This window comes from Chryseobacterium sp. Leaf404, assembly GCF_001424145.1.
Classification (GTDB): Bacteria; Bacteroidota; Bacteroidia; order Flavobacteriales; family Weeksellaceae; genus Chryseobacterium.
This window is the reverse complement of sequence record NZ_LMQM01000003.1, coordinates 94,047-100,728: the sequence shown is the minus strand read 5'-3', so window position 1 is coordinate 100,728 and position 6,682 is coordinate 94,047. Positions and strand designations below refer to the sequence as shown.

6 protein-coding genes and 3 tRNA genes are annotated in these 6,682 nt (G+C 35.2%); 4 read left to right on the top strand and 5 right to left on the bottom strand.

The genetic code is table 11. The features are described from left to right. The first annotated feature begins 409 nt into the window (after nt 1-409). On the top strand, nt 410-607 hold the full coding sequence (locus ASG31_RS18315; protein WP_056028651.1) for a transposase: 198 nt from the start codon (nt 410-412) through the stop codon (nt 605-607). Nucleotides 608-846: 239 nt separating this feature from the next. On the opposite strand, the gene ASG31_RS04710 is transcribed toward ASG31_RS18315, so the two are convergent. From ASG31_RS04710 to ASG31_RS04700, 3 genes are all read right to left on the bottom strand, one after another. Then, nucleotides 847-920 (bottom strand) — tRNA-Arg (locus tag ASG31_RS04710). Between the two features lie 32 nt (nt 921-952). Beyond that, nucleotides 953-1,027: transfer RNA gene (locus ASG31_RS04705), tRNA-Pro, on the bottom strand. Nucleotides 1,028-1,041: 14 nt separating this feature from the next. Continuing rightward, nucleotides 1,042-1,128 (bottom strand) — tRNA-Ser (locus ASG31_RS04700). Nucleotides 1,129-1,262: 134 nt separating this feature from the next. Here ASG31_RS04700 and ASG31_RS04695 point away from each other — a divergent pair. The 3 genes from ASG31_RS04695 (at nt 1,263) to ASG31_RS04685 (ending at nt 4,359) form a co-directional block, all read left to right on the top strand. Next, nucleotides 1,263-2,288 carry an N-acetylmuramoyl-L-alanine amidase gene (locus tag ASG31_RS04695; RefSeq protein WP_056028648.1) on the top strand — a complete coding sequence of 342 codons (1,026 nt, stop codon included), beginning with the start codon at nt 1,263-1,265 and terminating at the stop codon, nt 2,286-2,288. A gap of 113 nt (nt 2,289-2,401) precedes the next feature. Next, nucleotides 2,402-3,256 (top strand): glycosyltransferase family 2 protein, encoded by an 855-nt coding sequence (locus ASG31_RS04690; protein WP_056028645.1) that lies wholly within the window; start codon nt 2,402-2,404, stop codon nt 3,254-3,256. A gap of 77 nt (nt 3,257-3,333) precedes the next feature. Continuing rightward, nucleotides 3,334-4,359, top strand: a complete 1,026-nt coding sequence (locus tag ASG31_RS04685; RefSeq protein ID WP_056028642.1) for a hypothetical protein — start codon at nt 3,334-3,336, stop codon at nt 4,357-4,359. Here ASG31_RS04685 and ASG31_RS04680 read toward each other — a convergent pair. Both ASG31_RS04680 and ASG31_RS04675 read right to left on the bottom strand, forming a co-directional pair. Beyond that, nucleotides 4,352-5,827 carry a lipopolysaccharide biosynthesis protein gene (locus tag ASG31_RS04680; protein ID WP_056028639.1) on the bottom strand — a complete coding sequence of 492 codons (1,476 nt, stop codon included), beginning with the start codon at nt 5,825-5,827 and terminating at the stop codon, nt 4,352-4,354. The two genes, ASG31_RS04685 and ASG31_RS04680, sit on opposite strands and share 8 nt — an antisense overlap. 9 nt (nt 5,828-5,836) lie before the next feature. Continuing rightward, nucleotides 5,837-6,631, bottom strand: coding sequence for an FkbM family methyltransferase (locus ASG31_RS04675; RefSeq protein ID WP_056028636.1), 795 nt, complete (start codon nt 6,629-6,631; stop codon nt 5,837-5,839). Nucleotides 6,632-6,682 lie beyond the last annotated feature (51 nt).

The following is a 6,682-nucleotide window of genomic DNA, read 5'->3' as shown; positions in this document are numbered from 1 at the left end:
AATCTAAGAAAGAAAGTTGCCTAAAGAGGACAACTTTTTCTATTTTTCAAAATAATATACATTTTACTGAAATAAAAAATCCGCCTCAAATTTTGTTGTGAGACGGATTCTTTTTTTGTTAAAACAAATAGCTAAGGTGAATAGTTCTTTCAGGGTTCAGTTTCAAAACTTGGGGAGAAAAATAAAAATTGATAATTTTGTCTAGATAATGCCGAAATTCTGAAATTATTTTTGCCTGAAGTACTCTCAGAATTCGGCATCGTTGGCAAGGCATTGTACTGGAAAATAATCTGCTGACAGAAGCAAAAAATAAAGGCACAAAAACCAAAATTGAAGATTTTGAAAATGGGGACAAAAGAAAACAACTCTTAGCAAGAGGCCGATATTTGCTCTACAAAAGCTTAGAAAAATGGACTGCATCGCAAAATCAGAGAGCCGAAATCTTATCTTCTCAGTATCCGGATTTAGAAAAGCCTACCATTTGGTTGATGGATTAAGGAAAATTTACGATCAAAACGTTCAAAAATCGGTAGCCATGCTCAAATTGGCGCAGTGGTGCAAAGAAGTGGAGGAATCTGGCTTCAAAGCGTTTTCTCTACTCACGTAAACCATTATGAATCACTACATCGACATTCTGAATTATTTTGAACAAAGAATTACCTATGCGTCTGCCATATCATTCGATTCTAAAATAAAAAACTTCAGACTGTAGCTTCGATGTGTGCATGACAAATCATTTTCCTCTTCAGATTGTTAAAACTTTTTGCATAGTCCCTAGGTTTCGGGATTGATGCGTTTTATGTATTAACCAAAAAAAAGAGAAACCACTACTGATTTCTCTTTCTGTGAGCGCGTCAGGATTCGAACCTGAGACCGTCTGCTTAGAAGGCAGATGCTCTATCCAGCTGAGCTACGCACCCATTTGTAATTTTGTGAAAATTATCTAAAACTGTCGGGGCGGCAGGATTCGAACCTGCGACCTCCTGGTCCCAAACCAGGCGCGATGACCGGACTACGCTACGCCCCGAGGAAAGATAAAAGCGGAGAGTAAGGGATTCGAACCCTTGGTACCGTTTCCAGTACGCATGTTTAGCAAACATGTCCTTTCGGCCACTCAGGCAACTCTCCTTTATCTTATATTTTAAAGATCTTTATTCCGTTATTGCGAGTGCAAATATAGATTAGTTTTCATTAACAAGCAAATATTTTTAACAAAAAAAATGTGTATTTTTACCCTGATAATCGACTATAAAATACAACAGATGCGTAAAACATTATATATCATCGGATTAAGCACTCTTATTTTTTCGTGTGCTGCAAAGAAAAAAACAGTTGCTTCTACTTACAGACCTAAAATTGCTTCTGGCACAACCAAAACGGTAGGAAAAAGTGACGAAGAGGCGGCAAAGAAACCACAGATTAAAACACAGAATGGAGTAGAATTCTATAGCGAAAATATTGCCAATGCAGCCAATAACGATAATACTGCAAGTTACGGTTCGATAGTTTCTGCAAAACCTCAGGGTTACAGAGTAGTCAAGACTTATTTCCCTTCTTTGGGACAGAATTTCAGACAGCGATATTTGATTTTACATTATACTGCGTTGGATGACAGCAGATCGCTTACAGCACTTACGCAAAAATCAGTAAGCGCTCATTATCTTGTGAATAATCTTGGGGACAACGAAATTTACCAGTTGGTTGACGAAAATAAAAGAGCCTATCACGCCGGAATAAGTACCTGGAGATCAGATAAAAACCTCAATGACAATTCCGTTGGTATTGAAATCGTAAACATCGGCTATACCGCTGATGCTACCGGCAAGAAAACCTTCCTACCTTACAGCGATGAACAGGTGAAAAAAGTCGCAGCTTTGGCAAAAGATATTGTTGACAGATACCAGATTCCTCCTACCAATGTTCTGGCGCATTCAGATATTGCACCAACGAGAAAGCAGGATCCGGGACCTCTGTTCCCATGGAAAAAACTGTATGATGAATATCAAATAGGGATGTGGTACGATGAGCCAACGAAACAAAATTTCTACAATTTGGCAATGACAGATTTCGCCGTAAAATATGATGATCCGGCGTTCATTTTTTCTGTAAAAACAAATCTCCAGAAATTTGGCTACGGGCTGGAACTTTCCGAAAAATGGGATGATGCCACGAAAAGAACCATCGAAGCATTTCAATATCACTTCAGACCAACAAATTACGACGGAATTATGGATGCTGAAACATGGGCAATTTTACAGGCTCTAATTCAAAAATATCCCACAAAATAATACTTAATTTAAATAAAACTGATAAATCATTCAGCCCTCTTTTCACTTTTTTTAAAAATGAGAAGAAGGCTTTTTGATGGATTTAAACTAAATTTGAAAACTAATTTTTCGCTTTGAAATTTCTGATCATTATTCCTGCACACAACGAGGAAAACAATTTGCCGTTCACTCTCGATTCTTTACAACAGCAAAGTTGCAGGGATTTTAAAGTGGTTGTTGTAAATGACGGCTCGACGGATGGAACTGCTGAAGTAGTTCAGAGATATGTGGAAAATGACTCAAGATTTGAAACTATCAATCTACAGAAATCAGCACATCAGCCTGGTTCAAAAGTGGTTGCAGCTTTTAAAAAAGGTTTAGAAATAGAGAATGTACATGATTTTGAAATCATCTGTAAGTTTGATTCTGATATTATTTTAAGTGAAAATTACCTTCAGGCAGTTGCTGATGCTTTTACTGGAAATTCAGATTACGGCCTCGTTGGTGGACTCTTGTATATAGAAAAAAACGGCGAATGGGTGGATGAAGGGAATTCAAACAAGCATCATGTCCGCGGTCCGATGAAAGCTTACCGGAAGGAATGTTTTATTGAAATCGGCGGTTTGCGTGAAACTTTAGGATGGGATAATATTGATGCAATTTTGTTACAGAATTTAGGCTGGAAAGAAGTTGTAATTCCTGAGCTGCATGTAAAATTAATTAAGGTTAAAGGCTCAGATTATACCATCAAACCGGCAGATTACTACGGAAGATATTTCTATTTTTTAGGTTTAAACCGTTTTCTTACCTACGTCGCAGCAGCAAAAGAAGCGATGAAAATAAAATCTCCTGCGTTTTTGTTTCAAATTATCAGTTCGTATGAAAAATGTAAATCTCAAAATCTGCAATTGAAAATTTCTAATGATGAACAGAAGGTCATCAATCAGCAAAGGTGGAATATGTTTAAAAATAAATGGTTTAAAATGTAAATCAATAGGAACGTGCTTAGCCCGTTTATAAATAAAAATTTTCCATTGGCTTTAGCCAAAACTTACAAGTCATCAGTTTGAAAAAGATCGCTTATATAGAAATCGACACCCACGCAGAAATCGCTGCGGATTTTTTGGATTTAATGAAAGATTCCAAAGAATTTTCTGTTGATTATTATTTTTCGGAAAAAATTAAAAATCAGATTCCACGATATGATAAAAATATCTGGTTATCAGATAATTCGATGATTTTAGATCAGCTGAAATCCAAAAAATATGATTTGATAATTATTGGAACGGTACACCGTTATTTCAGCACATTTTCAAGAATTATCCAAAAATATAAGACCGCTGTAATCGTTCATAATCTCAATTTTTCCAAAGCTTCAAAATTTAATTTATTTAAAAATATTTTCAAGGATGATCTTTTTTACCGTTTAAAACTTTTATGGAAAGAGGGATTGACAAATTCTTCCAAAGTTTATCAGAGCGCGTCTCAACTTGTTTTGGATAAAAGCTTTTCCTCATCAGAATATCATTTTTTATCGCTTTTTTATACCAAAGAATTTGTTCAGAACGAAAATGAAAAATTGACAGTTGTTCTTCCAGGCGGAGTTTCTCAAAAAAGGCGCGATTACAAACATGTTTTAAATACCATTCAAAAATCAGAATCAGCGGAAAATATTGAGTTTGTTTTTCTGGGGAAGGCAAAAGGAGAAGAGCTTGAGAATATTAAAAAAGTTTCAGAGAAAATTGATTTAAAATATTTTACCGAGAGAGTTTCGCAGGAAGAATTTGAAATATGGATGAAAAAAGCAGATGTTTTGTGGTGCCCGATTCAGCAGGAGACAGAGTTTTTCAGCCAGAAAGAAATTTATGGAAAAAGCAAAATGACCGGAAACATCGGTGATGCCATCAAGTTTGGAAAAATGGCTGTTTTTCCTGAAAATTATCTGTCAAACCACGATTTTATTGTTGGAGAAAAAGTTGATGTATTTCAGCAGTTCTATGATTTGAAAAAGATTAATTATAATTTTCAAAAAGAATTCAGCAAGCAGATTGTCTTGGGAAATTTAGAAAATACGCTCAAAAATCTTATTTGAATTTCAGAATACTTTTAATGAATTTCATATTGATATACTGCTCTAAAGGGAAAATTTTGGTAAAATAGTTTCCGATGAAAATCAACAGTAAAACTACCGCAGGTTTGTATACCAAATTCACAAAATTATTCTCAAAAACAGGCAAAACAATAGCCACCGTAATGGCCAAAGTGCAGATAATCGAAACAAAAATCATTTCTATCGAGAAAGGCAATACTTTAAATACAAAGTAATTGAAAATCACTTTAATCATATTGTAAAGAGTAACAGAAATTGCCGTAGAGAGTGCAATTCCTATGAGTGAAAGGTCTGTATGGTTGATAAAATACCAGTTTAGCCCTATCGTTAATCCCGCCAGCAACAGCATTACAATAATGTTAAATTTATAATATTTGGAAAGCGAAATAATATTTCCATTGAAACCCGTTGCCAGATCAAGTAAAACCGCAGAACCCCAAATCCAGATGACCGGCTCGTACATTCTCAGTAAATCTCCTTTTTTGGGCATAAAATGCGTCAGATAAGGAAATCCTACCATGATGCAGCCAAACAAAACGGCTCCCAAAAAGTAAATTGTAAGTGAGGTTTTCTTGTGAAATCTGTCGAGTTCTTCCATGTCTCCATCAGCAAGATTTTTTCTGATAATCGGTGCAGAAATATTAAATAAACCCAGTTGCGGAATAGAAATTAAAGAAATCAGAGCCAGTAAAATACTATAAACAGCGATTTCTTCGTCTCCGATAAACTCGCCAATCATATAATTGTTGATCGCCATGTGGTTTCCGAAAGTTCCCAGAAATCCGAAAAAACTGTAGGCGGCAAATTCCTTGTAAAAATTATCTTTTTTAAAGTAATCTCTACTGAAATCGAGTTGTACTTTTTCAAGTTTGTTGGTGTAATAAATGTATCCGGAAAGCATCAAGGCAAACATTCCGAAGAAAAAAGCCAACGCAATCTGTTCCGAAAACTGAAAATAAAAAAAAAGACAGAACGAGCCCAGATTCGCCAGTTTGGGCAATAGATTGTCAAAAATATTGGAAACGACAATCCTTTTGTAATTGGAGATGTATCTGTTGAAAACGGCACAAAGCGAAAGTGTCAGAACAAGCGGAAGGATATATTTTTTACTTTCCCAGATTTTCAGTTCAGTAAAATGAGGATAAAAATTCGGGATGAGAAAAAATACGATTAGAAAAATAAGAAAATTAATGCAGATCAAAGCCAGAGAAAGCGAGAGTAGATTTTGATTTTTGCCGTCTTCCTGAGCTTTGCCAAAGAATTTTACATTGGAATACGAAATTCCTAACACTACGAACGGAACCAGCATTTCTGCCGCAGACATAATGTATCGCAATTTTCCGTAAAAAATAAGATTGTTGGTGAAAATAAAAATCGAAAACATCCCGATTAAGGTCGCCACATATCCTATCACCGAATATTTAAAACCCTGCCTTGCAACTACACTCATACTCAGTTTTTAAACGTTTTTAGGAAGGAAAATAATGTTGTTGATGTATTCGGTTTTGTTTTTTTCGTCGCTGATATTTTTGAGCAGGATTTCTTCAGTCAGTTTTTCCAGAGTGAATGTTTTTCGGTTTAAATAATGCGAATTAAAGCCCCAATTTTCCACTTCGGAAATCTCATTCCAAATAGGAGTTTCGTGGTGTCTCTGCTCCATTTCCACCATCAACGTTGGTTTGAATTTTTGTATTGTTTCTTTTCCACCGAAAAGGGTTTTCATCTCATTTCCCTCCACATCGATTTTTATGAAATCAATTCTGCTGATGTTTTTAGATTTTACCCAGTTATCCAGTTTTACAACTTCTACGGTTTCTGTATAAGAATTTTCTTCGTCTTTTTCTTTATAATTGGTATTTAAAGTTCCTCTTGATGTGACTAATTTCCCATTGATTACAGGTACTTTAAACTGAGCAGTGGTATTTTCATCAGATAAAGCCACGGCTGATAAATTGACCTTTGGAAACAATCTCTTTAATCTTGTAAAAAGATTCCCGTTAGGTTCAAAAGCATAAATATTTTGTGGCTTTAGTTTATTTTCAAAATGATAAAGAAAAGTTCCCACGTTGGCGCCGATGTCAAAGATTACTGCATCAGTAGACAAAATGTTCTTTATCCAAACGAGTTCCGGTTCAATATTTCTTGCTGAAAAATTGTTTTGAGTAAGACCAACAAGTTTTTTAAAATATCTTCTCTTATAAAACTCCGGACTGATGTACTGCAGCTGTTCTGCAATTCTTTGATATAAAGACATCCTGCGATTATTTTGCTATTGGCAAAGGTAATGATTTTGCCAAAAAATTCT